This is a genomic window from Pantoea sp. AS-PWVM4 (genome assembly GCF_000468095.1).
Classification (GTDB): Bacteria; Pseudomonadota; Gammaproteobacteria; order Enterobacterales; family Enterobacteriaceae; genus Pantoea; species Pantoea phytobeneficialis.
In genome coordinates, this window is the sequence record NZ_ASZC01000026.1 from 20,537 (window position 1) to 32,525 (window position 11,989).

The 11,989-nt window shown below is 57.4% G+C and carries 13 protein-coding genes; 9 read left to right on the top strand and 4 right to left on the bottom strand.

What is annotated here, in order from left to right:
- The first annotated feature begins 13 nt into the window (after positions 1-13).
- From L579_RS20925 to uraH, 4 genes are read left to right on the top strand one after another with little or no spacing between them, the layout of a single operon-like run.
- Positions 14-1,249 carry a pyridoxal-phosphate-dependent aminotransferase family protein gene (locus L579_RS20925; protein ID WP_021186146.1) on the top strand — a complete coding sequence of 412 codons (1,236 nt, stop codon included), beginning with the start codon at positions 14-16 and terminating at the stop codon, positions 1,247-1,249.
- The gene (hpxK, locus tag L579_RS20930; RefSeq protein WP_021186147.1) at positions 1,246-2,505 is read left to right on the top strand and encodes an allantoate amidohydrolase; all 1,260 of its coding nucleotides are present in this window, start codon (positions 1,246-1,248) and stop codon (positions 2,503-2,505) included. The genes L579_RS20925 and hpxK overlap by 4 nt, the downstream gene beginning before the upstream one ends.
- 15 nt (positions 2,506-2,520) lie before the next feature.
- Complete coding sequence (uraD, locus tag L579_RS20935) at positions 2,521-3,015, top strand: 2-oxo-4-hydroxy-4-carboxy-5-ureidoimidazoline decarboxylase (protein WP_021186148.1); 495 nt, start codon at positions 2,521-2,523, stop codon at positions 3,013-3,015.
- Complete coding sequence (gene uraH / locus L579_RS20940) at positions 3,012-3,347, top strand: hydroxyisourate hydrolase (protein ID WP_021186149.1); 336 nt, start codon at positions 3,012-3,014, stop codon at positions 3,345-3,347. The genes uraD and uraH overlap by 4 nt, the downstream gene beginning before the upstream one ends.
- A 33-nt stretch (positions 3,348-3,380) precedes the next feature.
- On the opposite strand, the gene L579_RS20945 is transcribed toward uraH, so the two are convergent.
- The gene (locus L579_RS20945; protein ID WP_021186150.1) at positions 3,381-4,505 is read right to left on the bottom strand and encodes an MFS transporter; all 1,125 of its coding nucleotides are present in this window, start codon (positions 4,503-4,505) and stop codon (positions 3,381-3,383) included.
- A gap of 139 nt (positions 4,506-4,644) precedes the next feature.
- Here L579_RS20945 and L579_RS20950 point away from each other — a divergent pair, with 139 nt between their 5' ends.
- Positions 4,645-5,397 (top strand): IclR family transcriptional regulator, encoded by a 753-nt coding sequence (locus L579_RS20950; protein WP_036627805.1) that lies wholly within the window; start codon positions 4,645-4,647, stop codon positions 5,395-5,397.
- A 101-nt stretch (positions 5,398-5,498) separates the two neighbouring features.
- On the opposite strand, the gene L579_RS20955 is transcribed toward L579_RS20950, so the two are convergent.
- Both L579_RS20955 and L579_RS20960 read right to left on the bottom strand, forming a co-directional pair.
- Positions 5,499-6,266: an amidohydrolase gene (locus L579_RS20955; RefSeq protein ID WP_021186152.1), complete on the bottom strand. Its 768-nt coding sequence runs from the start codon at positions 6,264-6,266 to the stop codon at positions 5,499-5,501.
- Positions 6,254-7,414, bottom strand: a complete 1,161-nt coding sequence (locus L579_RS20960; RefSeq protein WP_021186153.1) for a pyridoxal phosphate-dependent aminotransferase — start codon at positions 7,412-7,414, stop codon at positions 6,254-6,256. Before L579_RS20960 ends, L579_RS20955 begins: the two co-directional genes overlap by 13 nt.
- 131 nt (positions 7,415-7,545) lie before the next feature.
- On the opposite strand from L579_RS20960, the gene L579_RS20965 reads away from it, so the two are divergent.
- From L579_RS20965 to L579_RS20975, 3 genes are read left to right on the top strand one after another with little or no spacing between them, the layout of a single operon-like run.
- A complete protein-coding gene (locus tag L579_RS20965; RefSeq protein WP_021186154.1) occupies positions 7,546-8,160 on the top strand; it encodes a methylthioribulose 1-phosphate dehydratase in 615 nt (204 codons plus the stop codon).
- Positions 8,157-8,840, top strand: a complete 684-nt coding sequence (gene mtnC / locus L579_RS20970; protein ID WP_021186155.1) for an acireductone synthase — start codon at positions 8,157-8,159, stop codon at positions 8,838-8,840. Before L579_RS20965 ends, mtnC begins: the two co-directional genes overlap by 4 nt.
- Position 8,841: 1 nt before the next feature.
- Positions 8,842-9,384: a 1,2-dihydroxy-3-keto-5-methylthiopentene dioxygenase gene (locus L579_RS20975; protein WP_021186156.1), complete on the top strand. Its 543-nt coding sequence runs from the start codon at positions 8,842-8,844 to the stop codon at positions 9,382-9,384.
- A 219-nt stretch (positions 9,385-9,603) separates the two neighbouring features.
- Here the strand turns inward: L579_RS20975 and mtnA are convergent, their stop codons facing one another.
- Positions 9,604-10,626 carry an S-methyl-5-thioribose-1-phosphate isomerase gene (mtnA, locus tag L579_RS20985; protein WP_021186157.1) on the bottom strand — a complete coding sequence of 341 codons (1,023 nt, stop codon included), beginning with the start codon at positions 10,624-10,626 and terminating at the stop codon, positions 9,604-9,606.
- Positions 10,627-10,731: 105 nt separating this feature from the next.
- Between mtnA and mtnK the strand changes: the two genes are divergently transcribed.
- Positions 10,732-11,931 (top strand): S-methyl-5-thioribose kinase, encoded by a 1,200-nt coding sequence (gene mtnK / locus L579_RS20990; protein ID WP_021186158.1) that lies wholly within the window; start codon positions 10,732-10,734, stop codon positions 11,929-11,931.
- Positions 11,932-11,989 lie beyond the last annotated feature (58 nt).

The window sequence follows — 11,989 nt, forward strand, 5'->3', positions numbered from 1 at the left end:
CAAGGAATTCATCATGGACATCACGCAATTTCCGCAAATCAATCCGCCGCAGCGTCTGCTGATGGGGCCGGGACCGATCAACGCCGATCCGCGCGTGCTGCGCGCCATGTCGACGCAACTGATTGGCCAATACGATCCGGCGATGACGAATTACATGAATGAGGTGATGGCGCTGTATCGTGGCGTATTCCGCACCGAAAACCGCTGGACGATGTTGATCGACGGCACCTCACGCGCCGGGATCGAAGCGGTCCTGCTGTCAGCGATCCGTCCGGGTGACAAAGTGTTGGTGCCGGTGTTTGGTCGTTTTGGTCATTTGCTGTGTGAAATCGCGCGTCGCTGCCGTGCGGAAGTGCACACCATTGAAGTGCCGTGGGGCGAGGTGTTCACACCGGATCAGATCGAAGATGCCATCAAACGTATCAAGCCGCGTCTGCTGCTGACGGTGCAGGGCGACACCTCCACTACCATGCTGCAACCGCTGGCCGAGCTGGGGGCGATTTGTCAGAAATATGGCGTGCTGTTCTACACCGATGCCACCGCCTCATTGGGGGGGAACGCGCTGGAGACTGACGCCTGGGGGCTGGATGCGGTGTCTGCCGGGATGCAGAAATGCCTTGGCGGCCCATCCGGTACCTCGCCGATCACCCTCAGCCCGCAGATGGAAGCGGTGATCCGCAAGCGTAAATGCGTGGAAGAGGGCATCCGCACCGCCGAGCATCAGGACGGCGACGACGAGATGATCTACTCCAACTACTTCGACCTCGGCATGATCATGGATTACTGGGGACCGGAGCGTCTCAATCACCATACCGAAGCCACTACCGCGTTGTTTGGCGCACGCGAGTGCGCGCGCCTGATTATGCAGGAAGGTCTGGATAACGGAATCGCCCGTCATAAGTTGCACGGCGATGCGCTGCTGAAAGGCATTCAGGGGATGGGACTGGAAACCTTCGGCGACCTGCAACATAAAATGAATAACGTGCTTGGCGTGGTGATCCCGCAGGGCGTCAACGGCGATCAGGTGCGTAAGCTGGTGCTGGAAGATTTTGGTATCGAGATTGGCACCTCCTTTGGTCCCCTGCACGGCAAAGTGTGGCGTATCGGCACTATGGGCTATAACGCGCGCAAAGATTGCGTGATGCAAACCCTGACGGCGCTGGAAGCGGTGCTGAATCATCTCGGCTTCCGTTCCACCCAAGGTGCGGCGCTCCAGGCGGCCTGGGATCACTACGGGAGCCACGCATGAGTGAAAGCCTGATGACCGCCAGCGAGGCGCAGTTAGCCGCCGCCCGTGTCATGGCGCGTTGCGATGCACTGGCTGAGATCAGCGAAACCGACGATGGTCTGATGCGTGTCTACCTCTCGCCGGAGCAGATGCGTGCCAATCAGCGTGTCGGCGAGTGGATGCAGGCGGCAGGAATGACGGTGTGGCAGGATGCGGTGGGTAACATTTGTGGCCGCTACGAATCCGCCACCCCAGGCGCACCGGCGTTGCTGCTCGGTTCACATCTCGACACCGTACGTAATGCCGGGCGCTATGACGGTATGCTCGGTGTGCTGACGGCCATTGAAACCGTGCAGTGGCTGCACGATCACCAACAGCGTCTGCCGCTGGCGGTGGAAATCGTTGGCTTTGGCGATGAAGAGGGCACGCGTTTTGGTATCACGCTGCTCGGCAGCCGGGGCATTACCGGAAGCTGGCCGGAAAGCTGGATTACCCATCCTGATGGCAACGGTATCACCGTGGCTCAGGCGATGCAGGATGTCGGTTTAGATGCGGCAAAAATTCTCGACGCCGCGCGTGATGTGAACGATATCGCCGCCTATCTGGAGCTGCATATCGAGCAAGGCCCGTGCCTGGAGCAGGACGATCTGGCGCTCGGCGTTGTGACCGCCATCAACGGCGCACGCCGCCTGAATTGTCGCTTTACCGGCGAGGCGGGGCACGCGGGTACGGTGCCGATGACGCATCGTAAAGATGCGCTGGCCGCTGCCGCCGAGTGGATGGTGTTTATTGAGCAGACCACCCGCGAGCTGGACCCGCAGTTGGTGGCGACGGTCGGGACGCTGCACTGCGCACCCGGCGCGGTGAATGTGATCCCCGGCGAAGTACAACTGTCGCTGGATGTGCGTGGCCCACAGGATGAACCGCTGGAACGTTTGCTGTCGATGCTGCTGACTCAGGCCGAGGCCATCGCCTTACGCCGTGGGCTGACGTTTGACGCCGATGAGTTTTATCGCATCAACGCCACTGCCTGTGATGCGCGTCTGCAACAGGCACTGTGTCATGCGGTCGAAACGGTGCAGGGGCGCAGCCTGTCTCTGCCCAGCGGGGCAGGGCATGATGCGATTGCCATCGCGGAACGCTGGCCGGTCGGCATGTTGTTTGTGCGCAACTATCGCGGTATCAGCCATCATCCGGCAGAGTCGGTGCAGGCTGCGGATGTGGCGTTCGGCGTGCAGGCTTATGTGCAGGCGGTGTGCGACCTGGCCCGTGGATAAAAAAGGAGTGGTGGCATGAAGCTGGAAAACTTTAATCAGTTGTCGCCCGCGGAGGCGCAGGCGGCGATTGCCCATTGTGTCGCCATTCCTGCCTGGCAACAGGCGCTGGTGGCAGCGCGTCCATTCAGCAACCCACAACAGTTGCTGGCTGAGGCGGAGCGTCTGGCGCAGCAGTGGCAGGGTGCGGAGCTGGAGCAGGCGCTGAGCGCCCATCCTCGCATCGGGGAAAAAGCCGCTGGCGAAGGCAAAGAAGCCACGTTTTCGCGCAGTGAGCAATCGGCGATGCTGGATGCCAACGGCGCGTTACAATTTGCCATGCTGGCGGGTAATCAACGTTATGAACAGCGCTTTGGCCGGGTGTTTTTGATTCGTGCCAAAGGGCGTAGCGGTGAAGAGATGCTGGCAGAACTGCAACGTCGGCTTAACAATGATGTCGTGACCGAACAGCAAGAAGCGCTGACGCAACTGCGGGAAATTACCTTATTAAGGTTAAAGGAGAGCATCGCATGAGTACCATCACCACGCATATTCTGGACACCGCGCTGGGTAAACCGGCGATTGGGGTGGCGGTCGCACTGGAGCAGGACAGCCCGGAGGGATGGTTGCCGCTGGCACAGGGCCACACCGATGCTGACGGGCGAATTAAAGACCTGACACCGGAGCCGTTAGCACCGGGGCATTATCGTCTGGTTGCCGAGATTGGCGATTATTTTGCAGCGACGGGACGTGATGCGTTGTACGTCAGTGCCCAGATCGATTTTGTGCTGGGTGAAACCGGCAGCCATTATCATCTGCCGTTTCTGATTTCGCCCTGGTCATGGTCAACCTATCGCGGTAGTTGACCAGTAGCCTTTCCCTTGTGCGCGGTTGAGCCTTTATGCTGACCGCGCCACCCAGCGCATTGCCCCCACATTGATCACTGCCAGCACTGCGGCACCAACAAAAATCATCGACACGTTACCGGGAATCCAGGCCATAAAGGCGGCGAGAAACTGGCCAGAGAAAATCGCCATTGAGAGTCGCGCCAGTTGCCGACCTCGCTCCTCAGGCTGACTCACTTCCACCGTCATATTATTCACCAGCGGGACGGACCAACCAAACCCCAGCCCAAGCAAAATGCCGCCAGGAACAAATAGCGTCAAACTGCCTGCCCATGCAAATAACAGATGCGCCAGTAGATAACAGCTAAACGCCAGCATCAGACAGGGGTAGCTGCTGAGATGCTTGACCAGCTGTGGCATCAGAGCCGCTGCCACGACGGCAACCAGTGAGACAAACGAGAGAAAATAACCGATCTGCGCGGCACCGATGCCCATCTGGTGGAAACGTTGTGGCAGCATGATCACCGCCGTGAAAAAACACACCATTGAGCAGACAGCGGCCACCAGCACCGGGCGCAATCGGTGGTTACTGCTGGTGAACGTATTCATGCCCTGGGATTGTGACTGTTGGTTAGGGTGAGGGATACAGCACCACACCAGAGCCAACATAAGCCAGGCATAGAGATACAATACATACGGATAACGCCAGTTGATCGCGGCCAGAATGCCGCCGATAAACAAAAACAGCACACCGCCCAATTCAATCGCCATCCCCTGACGAGCCATCATGGTCAAGCGCGCCTCACCCGCATAGAACGCCGCGATCAGGCTGGTGCCCGCCGACATGACTAACGCGGTGGCGACGCCTAGTAACAGACGATCCATGATCTGCGGCAGCGCACCCGGCAGCCATCCCCCGGCGAATCCGCACAGGCCATAACAAAACAAACCAAGCAGCAGCAGGTTGCGCGCTCCCCAGCGATCTATCGCTTTACCTGCCAGCGGCCCTGCCAGTACCACGCCGAGCGACGGCAGTGTGACCAGCCAGTTAGCCAGATGGCTGACACCGAGTTGTGCCGCTACCTCAGTCAACCCCGGTACGATCACGCAACCCACCATAATGGTCAGACAACTGACGGCCAGCAGGGAAAAAGCACCTGTTCGGGAGAGCGAATTCATAACACCTCGAATTGTCCGTATATTGGAATGAATATCCGAATAATGGACATTATTGTTGGTGTAATTTCCAGCAATGTCAATTGCCACACGGCAACGTGTTATAGTGACCACGTTTGGCAACGCGCAGGATCGTGAAAAAATGAGTGCAGAAACAGAAAGTAACGGAACACAGGTGATCGCTCGTGCAGCAACGATCTTACGCACGCTGGAAGATCGTCCGGCAGGGCTATCCATGTCGGCGTTGGCGAAGCTTACCGATCTGCCACGTACCACCGTGCATCGCCTGGTCACCTCACTGGCCGCACAACAACTGCTGGTGCAGGATAGCTACGGCATCAAGCTTGGACCGGCGCTGGCACGGCTGGCTGCATCGGCACACACCGATATCATTGCGCTGGCAAAACCGGCGATGGAAACCCTGGGTCGGCGTACGCGTGAAACGGTTGACCTCTGTGTCTGGCGCGGTAGCCATACAGTGTTGGTCAGTCAGTATCTTTCTGATCAGGAATTGCGCGTTTCATCACCAGTGAGTACTGCTTTTCCTTCACACTGCACTGCACACGGTAAAGTGTTGTTGGCGCAGCAGCCGGATACTGTGCTGGAGGGATTATTGCCGCAGTTGAGCGAAGTACGCACCGCGCAGACCCTTCAGGGCGTAGAAAAATTGCAGCGGATGCTACAACAGATCAAGCGTGAAGGTTATGCCGTAGATCGGGAAGAACACGCCCGTGGGGTCTGTGGTATCGCGGTGGCATTGCTCAGTGGCGTTGGTGAACCTTATGCGCTGGCGTTGGCGGTGCCTTCAATCCGCTTTGATGAGCAGTTTGACCGTTTGCTGGCGGCACTGATGCAGGCGAAGGCGGAGATTGAGGCGTTGATGGCGCGTGGATAAGGTGTGGTCGTCCACAACGTAGCGGCGCGATTTATCGCGTCATTCCGCGCGTGAGGCGGGGAAAAACCGCGCGATAAATCGCGCCGCTACGGGGCGTTGCGTTACAACGTGAACTGATCCGCATCGCGCCACGCCGGGAAGCGATCGCGATACGCCTGCAACTCCTCCAGCGACAATTCCGCATCAATACGCGCACGGGCAAACGGCTCGGCCGCCGCCAGAATCTCACCCAGTGGTGAAATAATCCGGCTGTCGCCGCTGTACTGATGTTGATTGCCATCGCTGCCGACGCGGTTGCAACCCGCCACATAAGCCTGGTTCTCAATCGCTCTTGCCATCAGCAGTGACTGCCAGTGCAGTGCACGCGGTGCTGGCCAGTTGGCGACGAATAACGCCAGATCATAATCATTACGGTTGCGGGTAAACACCGGGAAGCGCAAGTCATAACAAATCTGCGGCAGAATACGCCAGCCGCGCCAGGTGAATACCTCACGGGTTTCACCGGCAACATAATGCTGATGTTCATTTGCCATGCGGAACAGGTGACGCTTGTCATATTGATGCAGCGTGCCATCAGGCTCGACCAGCAGGAAACGGTTAACCGCGCCTTTTTCGGTCTGAATCGCGGCACTGCCGCCAATTAACGCATTGCTGGCTTTGGCGTGCTGATGCAACCATGCGACGACCTCTTCCTGCGGCAGCGAGCTTTCTGCCGCTTCCATCGCAAAGCCGGTGGTAAACATCTCCGGCAGCAGAATCAGATCGCGTCCTTCAATTCCCTTCAGTACACCGTCGAAATGACGCAGATTGGCCGCGCCATCCATCCAGCTCAGGGTTTCCTGCAATACGGTAATTTTTAAAGCTGACATAAACGCTCCGCTGCGGCGTCGAGCGTCGCTTCCTGTTTAGCAAAGCACAGGCGGATCAGCTTATGCGGGAACGGATCGGCGCAAAATACCGACAGCGGAATGGCCGCTACGCCAACTTCTTTGGTCAGCCACTGGCAGAAGCTGACGTCATCCAGATCGGAAATCGCGCTGTAATCCGCCAGCAGGAAGTAGGTGCCTTCACAAGGCAGCACTTCAAAGCGGCTTTTCGCCAGCGCCTGCACCAGACGATCGCGACGGGCGCGATAAAATTCCGGCAGCTCACGATAATGTTCTGGCTCGGTACGTAGCATATCGGCAATCGCCAGTTGCGCCGGGGTATTCACCGAAAAGGTGAGATACTGATGCACTTTGCGGATCTCGGCGCTGATGGCGGCCGGTGCCACGCAGTAACCCACTTTCCAGCCGGTCATATGGAAGGTTTTACCAAAAGATGACACGGCAATTGCCCGCTGACGCAGTTCGGCATGGGCCAGCACGCTGGCGTGTCCCTCTTCGGCGAAGCAGATGTGCTCGTAAACTTCATCGCTCAGGACATAGATTTCCTGCTCGGCGATCGCCTGCCACAGCGCAGCGTAATCGCTTTTGCGCCACACGGTAGCGGAAGGATTGTGCGGCGTATTCAGGATCACCAGACGGGTTTTAGCACTCAGCAGGCTGCGGAATTCAGCCCAGTCGACGCGGAAACCCGGCGGCTGCAAGGCGATGCGTTTCAGCACGCCACCGGCCAGTTGTACCGCCGGGGCATAGCTGTCGTAGCTGGGATCAAAACAGATCACTTCATCGCCCGGGCGCACCAACGCGGTGATGGCGGCATATAAGGCTTCGGTGGCACCGGCGGTGACGGTAATATCGCTGTTGACGTCCGGCTGGTGGCCATACAACTCAGCGGTTTTGGCGGCGATGGCTTCGCGCAGCGGCAGTGCACCGGTCATCGGCGCATACTGGTTAGCGCCCTGGCTGACGTGCCAGGCCAGGCGCTCCTGTAAATAGCGTGGACCGTCGAAATCAGGGAAGCCCTGAGACAGGTTGATAGCGTTATATTGCTGCGCCAGCGCGCTCATTTGGGTAAAAATGGTAGTGCCGAGCGCCGGTAATTTGCTCTCGGGAATCAGGTTGTGCTGCGTCATTGATCTTTGCCTTCAGCGCGAATGTCGTTGCGGAGTTAACCCTCTGTTGCTGCCACTATAAACAGGATGTTAATATTTGGCAATCGAGACGCTTAGACGTCCAAACTAACCTGCGGGATATCAACATCGCTATGACCGATTTTCTTCCACTGGAACAGTTGGTGGCGGCCTGCCACTGGATTGGCGCAAAAGGCTGGGCACCGGCCACTGGCGGCAACATGTCGGTGCGTCAGGATGACGAATATTGTCTGCTGAGCGCATCGGGCAAGGATAAAGGGCGTCTGACGCGTGATGACTTTATTCAGGTAGAGATCGCTACTAACGCGGTGCCCTCCGGGCGTAAGCCGTCGGCGGAAACTGGCCTGCATACCTTAATCTATCGCCTGTTTCCGCAAGCAGGCGCGGTGTTGCATACCCATACGGTGAACTCGACGGTATTGTCGCGCGTGGAAAAGGGCAGCGCGTTGCTGCTGAGTGGTTATGAGATGCAGAAAACCCTCGCCGGTCAGGAGACTCACCTTAACACCGTCGCGATTCCCCTGTTCGATAACGACCAGGATATTGATGCACTGGCGGAACGTATTGCGGCTTTTGCCCGTGAGACGCCGCTGCGTTACGGCTTTTTGCTCCGCGGCCACGGTCTGACCTGCTGGGGCAAAGACGTCAATGAAGCCCGCCGTCATCTGGAAGGGCTGGAATTTTTGTTTGAATGTGAACTACAACGTCGGCTGCTGGAGGCCAGATGATTCGCGCAATTGTTACCGATATTGAAGGCACCACCAGCGATATTCGCTTTGTCCACAACGTGCTGTTCCCCTATGCCCGTCAGCATCTGACGGCGTTTGTTCGTGAACATCAGGACGATGCGCCAGTGGCGGCGGCGCTTGCGGCGGTACGTGAGGAGTCCGGCGCAGCGCAAGCTTCGCTGGACGAGGTGATTGCTACGCTGCTGAGCTACATCGATCAGGATCGCAAATCACCCGGCCTGAAAGCGTTGCAGGGCATGATCTGGCGAGATGGCTATGTCAGTGGCCAGTTTACCGGCCATCTCTACCCGGATGTGTTACCCGCATTTGAACGCTGGCAACAGCAGGGCAAGGCGCTGTATGTATATTCCTCCGGTTCGGTGGCGGCGCAGAAATTATTATTTGGCTACAGCGATGAAGGTGATTTAACGTCGTTGTTTAGCGGCTATTTTGACACTGGCGTCGGTGCCAAGCGCGAAACCCAGTCCTATCGCAATATCGCGCAGCAGATTGGTTATGCGCCGTCGGAACTGTTGTTCCTGTCCGATATTCATCAGGAACTGGATGCTGCTGCCGAAGCGGGTTGGCATACCCTGCAATTAATTCGCGGCGAGGCGGATAGCGAAAGCCGTCATCGTCAGGTAAATGATTTTTCCCAGATTAACCCGGAGTCGATTTAGGATGAGTGCACTGACCATTTTTACCGATACCGAAGCCAGCCAGCCGGTGTGGCACAGTACCGATGCAGAAGCGATTCGCGAGCGTCTCAACGCCAAAGGCGTGCGTTTTGAACGCTGGGAAGCGGATCGCGATCTGGGTGCCAACCCGGATTCTGACACGGTGATCAACGCGTATCAGCATGCGATCGATCGTCTGGTGGCCGAAAAAGGTTATCAGAGCTGGGATGTGTTGAGCATGCGTGCCGACAACCCGCAGAAAGAAGCGCTGCGCAGCAAGTTTCTTAATGAACATACCCACAGCGAAGATGAAGTTCGCTTCTTTGTTGAAGGTTCAGGTCTGTTCTGCCTGCATCTGGATGGTCAGGTTTACCAGATCCTGTGTGAAAAACAGGACCTGATTTCAGTGCCGGCTGGCACGCCGCATTGGTTTGATATGGGTTCTGAGCCGCACTTTACCGCCATCCGTATTTTCGACAACCAGGAAGGCTGGATTGCGAACTTCACTGGCGACAGCATTGCGGATGCTTATCCGCGTCTGGCTTGATTTGGCGCGAGTTATGGCCCTCACCCTAACCCTCTCCCGCAAGCGGGAGAGGGGACCGATCGAGCCTATGGCACATCTCCCTCTCTCTATGGGAGAGGGGATCGAGCATATTGCACATCTCCCTCTCTCTATGGGAGAGGGGATCGAGCCTATGGCACATCTCCCTCTCCCTCATGGGAGAGGGCCGGGGTGAGGGTAACAGACCGCACCTCACCACACTCACCTAACCTGAAAAATCCCCTCTTTAACCTGCTCAGGCGTCACCACGCCGGTATCCAGCACCCAACCACTGATTAACGCCGCGGGCGTGACATCAAACGCCGGGTTGTAAACGGCGGCGTTCTCTGGTGCCCACTGTACGCTGCCAAAACTGCCTACTACGCCGGTGACTTCGCTGGCGGCGCGTTGTTCAATCGGAATGGCGTCGCCATTCGGGCACAGGCGGTCCAGCGTGGTATGCGGTGCCGCTACATAGAACGGAACGCCGTGGTACTGTGCCAGCACCGCCAGGCTGTAGGTGCCTATTTTATTCGCCACATCGCCATTGGCCGCAATGCGATCCGCACCAACCCAAATGGCATCAACCACGCCGCGCGCCATCAGGCTGGCAGCCATTGAATCGGTGATCAGATGGTAAGGAATCCCCAACTCACCCAATTCCCATGCGGTCAGACGGCCCCCCTGTAACAACGGACGGGTTTCATCCACCCAAACATTTTTCACCTTACCCTGCTGGTGCGCATGAGCAATCACCCCCAGCGCGGTGCCGACACCCGCGGTTGCCAGGCCTCCGGTGTTGCAGTGGGTCAGCAACTGGCTGCCTGGCTTCACTAACGCGCTACCTGCCCGGGCAATGTTGTCGCACAACTGTTTATCTTCCTCTACCAGGCGCAGTGCCTCGTGGGTCAGCGCGCTGACAAAATCCGGCTGTGCCAGCGCCACTTTCATACGATCGAGGTTGTTCATCAGATTCACCGCCGTCGGACGCGCCGCACGCAGTACCTCCAGCGCTTCAGCCAGTGCCGCCTGCGCCATGCCCTGTTCCGCCAGCAACGCCAGCAGCAGGCTGGCGGAAAGGCCGATTAACGGTGCGCCACGCACCCGTAAAGCGTGGATTAGATCAACCAGTTGTGCGACATCGTGTGCAGGCAACCAATTTTTCTGCTGGGGCAGCGCCTGCTGGTCGAGGATCCAGAGCTGGTTATCGCGAATTTCCAGGCTGGTAGTGCGAAGTGTTTGCATGGTGTGAAATCCCTGTTGCGTTAATGGCGGCTATTGTGCCAACATGCGTGACGGATGTATAGACGTCTGAACGGCTTATTACTTACGATTCACGAGGAACAGGCAATGTCGCAATACCGTACGTTCACCGCTGCCGATGCTGTGGAATATGCAAAACAATTTGGCGGTGTGGACGATCCGTCAGCGCTGGTGAGCGCCGAGGAGATCGGTGATGGAAATCTTAACCTGGTATTTAAGATTTACGACAACCAGGGCGTCAGCCGTGTGGTGGTTAAGCAGGCGCTGCCTTATGTGCGCTGCGTCGGTGAATCCTGGCCGTTAACCCTGGATCGTGCCCGTCTGGAAGCGCAGACGTTGGTAGAACACTACAAACATTGCCCGCAGCATACCGTGCACGTAACCCATTACGATGCCGATCTGGCGGTGATGGTGATGGAAGATCTCTCCAGCCATCGCATCTGGCGTGGTGAGCTGGTGAAAGGCGCATATTATCCGCAGGCGGCCAGCCAATTGGGCGAATACCTGGCGCAGACCCTGTTCCATACCTCCGATTTCATTCTGCATCCGCATAAGAAAAAAGCCGAAGTTGCGCGCTTTATCAACCCGGAGATGTGTGAAATCACTGAAGACCTGTTCTTCAACGACCCCTATATCGACCATGAACGCAACAAATATCCGGCAGCGCTGCAATCGCTGGTGGAAAGCCTGCGCAGCGATGATGCGCTGAGAATTGCGGTGGCTGGTCTGAAGCACCGTTTCTTTGCCGATGCGGAAGCCTTGTTACACGGCGATATTCACAGCGGATCAATCTTTGTGGCGGATGGCAGCCTGAAAGCGATTGATGCGGAATTTGGCTACTTCGGTCCGATTGGTTTTGATGTTGGCACCGCGCTGGGGAACCTGCTGATTAACTACTGCTGCCTGCCGGGTCTGCTGGCCCCGCGTGAAGCGGCGGAAGCGCGCGAACGTCGCCTGAGCGATGTTCATCAGGTCTGGAGCATTTTCGAGAGCCGTTTCCTCGAGCTGGCTGCCGCCAAAACCTCCGACGTGGCGCTGGCATATCCGGGTTATGCCGCAGCCTTCCTGCGTAAAGTCTGGAGCGATACCATCGGTTACTGCGGCACCGAGCTGATTCGCCGTACCGTAGGGATGTCGCATGTGGCGGATTTCAAACTGATTGGCGATGATGCGATGCGTACCGAGTGCATTCGCAGCTGTATCACCCTGGGACGCACGTTGATTCTGGCGGCTAACCATATTGATGATGTTGATGGATTGATTGCCCGGATTCGTCAGGCGGGATAAATCGTTCAGCAAGCGCGATAAATCGCGCCGCTACGACTTCGTGCGGCGCGTTTCGTCA

Bases quoted from the DNA above. Each gene is read 5' to 3' on its own strand.
- hpxK (WP_021186147.1), top strand. From the start codon at position 1,246: ATGAGTGAAAGCCTGATGACCGCCAGCGAGGCGCAGTTAGCCGCCGCC.
- L579_RS20955 (WP_021186152.1), bottom strand. From the start codon at position 6,266: ATGTCAGCTTTAAAAATTACCGTATTGCAGGAAACCCTGAGCTGGATG.
- L579_RS20925 (WP_021186146.1), top strand. From the start codon at position 14: ATGGACATCACGCAATTTCCGCAAATCAATCCGCCGCAGCGTCTGCTG.
- mtnC (WP_021186155.1), top strand. From the start codon at position 8,157: ATGATTCGCGCAATTGTTACCGATATTGAAGGCACCACCAGCGATATT.
- uraD (WP_021186148.1), top strand. From the start codon at position 2,521: ATGAAGCTGGAAAACTTTAATCAGTTGTCGCCCGCGGAGGCGCAGGCG.
- L579_RS20945 (WP_021186150.1), bottom strand. From the start codon at position 4,505: ATGAATTCGCTCTCCCGAACAGGTGCTTTTTCCCTGCTGGCCGTCAGT.
- L579_RS20975 (WP_021186156.1), top strand. From the start codon at position 8,842: ATGAGTGCACTGACCATTTTTACCGATACCGAAGCCAGCCAGCCGGTG.
- mtnK (WP_021186158.1), top strand. From the start codon at position 10,732: ATGTCGCAATACCGTACGTTCACCGCTGCCGATGCTGTGGAATATGCA.
- L579_RS20950 (WP_036627805.1), top strand. From the start codon at position 4,645: ATGAGTGCAGAAACAGAAAGTAACGGAACACAGGTGATCGCTCGTGCA.
- L579_RS20960 (WP_021186153.1), bottom strand. From the start codon at position 7,414: ATGACGCAGCACAACCTGATTCCCGAGAGCAAATTACCGGCGCTCGGC.
- L579_RS20965 (WP_021186154.1), top strand. From the start codon at position 7,546: ATGACCGATTTTCTTCCACTGGAACAGTTGGTGGCGGCCTGCCACTGG.
- mtnA (WP_021186157.1), bottom strand. From the start codon at position 10,626: ATGCAAACACTTCGCACTACCAGCCTGGAAATTCGCGATAACCAGCTC.
- uraH (WP_021186149.1), top strand. From the start codon at position 3,012: ATGAGTACCATCACCACGCATATTCTGGACACCGCGCTGGGTAAACCG.